We start from the raw sequence: 3320 nt of genomic DNA on the forward strand, positions 1-3320 counted from the left end.
GGCCGGCCATGACACAGACCGCCACTCCGTCCTTCGAGGCCCCGCCCGCCGAGTCCCCGGTTCGGCCCCTGCCCGCGGCGGGCGTCACCGGACATACCTGCCTCCTGGACCAGCTCGCCTCACTGGAACGGCGGGTGCACCACGCCCTCTCCTCGCGCACGACGCCGACGGGCTCCCCCGGTCCACCGGACGACGAGGACGCGGTGCCCTTCACCACGCTCGAATCGCCCGCCGAGCACGCCACCCGGTCGTCACCGCTGCGCCGCCTCGCGCACACCTTCGGCCTGGGCCCCGTCGACCTGTCGGTGTTCCTCATCGCTCTCGCCCCCGACCTCGACCGCCGCTTCGAACACCTCTACGCCTGCCTCAACGACGACCCGACGCTTCCCCATGCGACCGTCGCCCTCGCCCTCACCCTCAGCGGCGTGCCCGCCCTCTCGACCACCGCGAGGGCAGTCGTCTCGCCCACCGGGCCGTTACGCTCCGGCGGGCTGCTGGCCGTGGAGGACTCCGGCCGCCCCTTCCTGTCCAGGGCCCTGTGCGTTCCCGACCGGGTCGCCGACCACCTCCTCGGCCACGACGCGTTCCCCCGTCGGCTGCGCCCGTTCCTGACCTCCCTCCCGACGCCACCACCGCTGCCGGGCCCGGTCCGGGCGGCCGCCGACCGCCTCGCGGCGGTCCTGGGCGCGCCCGAAAGGCGGCCCGTCCACCTCCGCCACCGACCCGGGCACGCCGGCGGAGAAGCCGAGACGGTCGCCGCCGCGGCAGCGCACGCACTCGGCCACCCGGTCCTGCGTCTGGACTGGGACGGCCTCGGCGCCCATTCCGACGCGGACGCCCTCCTGGCCGCGACCGTCCTGGAAGCCCGGCTGCGCGAGGCCGTCCTGCTGGTCGTCCTGCCGCCCTCGACCACGGCCGACCACGACCACGACCGCGCGCCGGAGCTGTGGTCGCGCCTCGCCGAAGCCGCGGGCGTGCTCCCTCTGGTCCTGACCGGCACGAACCCCGGGGACACCGCACCGACCCGCCTCGCCCCGGTGTTCCTGGACTGCCCCGCGACCACGGCCACCGAACGGGCCGCACTCTGGCGCGCCGAACTGGCCGGCCTGCCGGGCCTGGACCCGGACCGCGTGGCCGGCCTCATGGCCTCCTACCGGCTGGCGCCGCACCTGGTCCCCGCCGTCGTGGCCACCGCCCGCCGCCAGGCCCACTCCATGGACCGCGCCCCGGCCCCGGGGGACCTGGCCGCCGCGGCCCGCCTGCACCGCGGCGGTGCCCTGACCCGCCTCGCACGCCGGGTGGATCCCGCCGCGCGATGGGCGGACCTGGTGCTCCCGGACCCGACCGCCGGCAGCCTGCGGGCCCTCGCCAACCGGGTGCGCCACCGCGACCGGGTGCTGGGCGAATGGGGCCTGCGCCCGGGAGCCGCCCGCGGACACGGTGTGAGCGCCCTGTTCACCGGCCCCTCCGGCACCGGAAAGACCCTCGCGGCCGAAGTGGTCGCCGCCGACCTCGGCTTCGACCTGCACGTGGTGGACCTCTCCACCGTCATGAGCAAGTACATCGGCGACACCGAGAAGCACCTGGAGAACCTCTTCGCCGAGGCGGAAGGCCTCAACGGGATCCTCCTCTTCGACGAGGCCGACGCCGTGTTCAGCACCCGCACCGCCGTCCGCGACGCCCACGACCGCCACGCGAACGCCACCACCGCCTACCTGCTCCAGCGTCTGGAGGCCTTCGACGGGGTCACCCTCCTCACCTCGAACCTCCACGCCAACATCGACAGCGCCTACCTGCGCCGTTTCGACTTCGTCATCCCCTTCCCCCTCCCGGACGAGGAGGGACGCCGCGCCCTCTGGGACGCCTGCCTCGGGCCGTCCGCGCCACGCACCGACGGCCTCGACCTCACCCTGCTCGCCCGCAGGTTCGAGCTGACCGGTGGGGACATCCGCTGCTGCGCCACCACCGCCGCCTATCGCGCGGCCCACGACGGCCGGCCCATCGGCACCGCCGACCTGCTCGACGCCGTACGGATCGAACACCACAAGCTGAACCGCTACGTCGACGAGCAGAAGTTCACCCTCCCGGCCCCGACTGACCGGAGTTCCCCGTGTACGCACACCCGAAGAAAGCCGGACCCCTGAACGACAACCGGTCCCAGCAACCGCCCGCCCACAGGACGGGACGGGAGGTGTCCCGACGGGGCGGCCTCCTCGCCTTCTCCCGGGAAACCGGAAAGGGTGCCGCTTTCAGCCAGTACTCGGCACCGTCCCGCACCGACCGAACATGCTTCTACCGAGCCATGACGGAAGAGGAGTTCCGCCATCTGGAGCGGACGGATCAGATGCCGGTGCAGGAGAAGGGCTACCAGGGGCTGTCCCCCACGCGGCAGTACGCGGAGCGGTATCTCGGTAAGCCTGGGTACCTGGTCGAGTTCGCCATCGATCCTTCCGTGTCACTGGAGGACGACCTCTTCTCCTACACCGGCGTCCATGCGAAGCCCGAGGACGGGGTGATGTCCTACGGGTTGGCGAAAACCGCCACCCTGGCGCCGTGGGTGAAAGCCAAGCCCAAGAAAGGCACGCAAGGGTTCGCCCGACCCGGCGATGCGGTCCGGTACTTCAATCAGTGGCTCTCGGTGAAGCTCGTCACCTGGCGAGTTGTCGCCTGCAACGTCTGACACGGAGGAGACCGCAGTGCCGCACCACCCTCCGCGCCGAAGAAGCCTCCCGGGCTCGACCGGCCCCGTCGCCGGACCGGCTGGCAGGCAGCCCAGCCCCGCACTCGACCTCGCGACGACGACGTTCCGGCGTCCCGGCCCCGTGCGCCCGGACCTGTTCCTCGCCTACGCGACGCTTCCCCAACTGCGCACCGCGCGTCTTTCCGCCGGGACGGGCACCGAACTGGCCGCGGCGATCGACCGGAGGATCGCGGAACTCCTGACCGTCCACGGAGTCACCGAGGCCCCGAACGCCCGACTCAATCCCAACTGGACGCCGGACGAACGGATCCTCACACAGCCGCGCCTGCCACCCCCTCACACGCTGCGGATCGACCCCGTCAGCCGCCGCATCTGGGAAGACGGCGCGCCCGACAACTCCTTCACCGGACTGGTGCACCTTCCCACCCGCACCATCCATCTGGTACCGCTGAAGCCGGCCGGGAGGTCGACCCCTTTCCCGATCGGCGGAATCGCCGACTACCGCGCCATGCCCGTCGTGCACACCGCCGGCGGCGGCCGGGGAGCGCAGGCCGTCAACCGAGCTGCCGACCAGGCCCGGGTGGAGGAACGGACGGTGGCGGAGCGGATCGCCGCCGGC

At 72.8% G+C, this 3320-nt stretch carries 3 protein-coding genes; all 3 read left to right on the top strand.

All coding sequences use genetic code 11. The features are described 5' to 3' along the window. The coding region (locus ACIQOV_RS33790; RefSeq protein WP_401054598.1) for an ATP-binding protein at positions 1 to 2144 on the top strand (2144 nt) is incomplete at its 5' end. Between the two features lie 158 nt (positions 2145 to 2302). Continuing rightward, on the top strand, positions 2303 to 2680 hold the full coding sequence (locus tag ACIQOV_RS33795; protein WP_401054600.1) for a hypothetical protein: 378 nt from the start codon (positions 2303 to 2305) through the stop codon (positions 2678 to 2680). A 142-nt stretch (positions 2681 to 2822) separates the two neighbouring features. Further along, positions 2823 to 3320 (top strand): hypothetical protein (locus ACIQOV_RS33800; protein WP_401054602.1); only part of this gene is annotated, 498 nt, incomplete at its 3' end.

Source organism: Kitasatospora sp. NPDC091257 (assembly GCF_044757675.1).
GTDB lineage: Bacteria > Actinomycetota > Actinomycetes > Streptomycetales > Streptomycetaceae > Kitasatospora > Kitasatospora lactacystinica.

Coding starts and splice junctions, on each gene's coding strand:
- ACIQOV_RS33795 (WP_401054600.1), top strand. CDS start 2,303: ATGACGGAAGAGGAGTTCCGCCATCTGGAGCGGACGGATCAGATGCCG.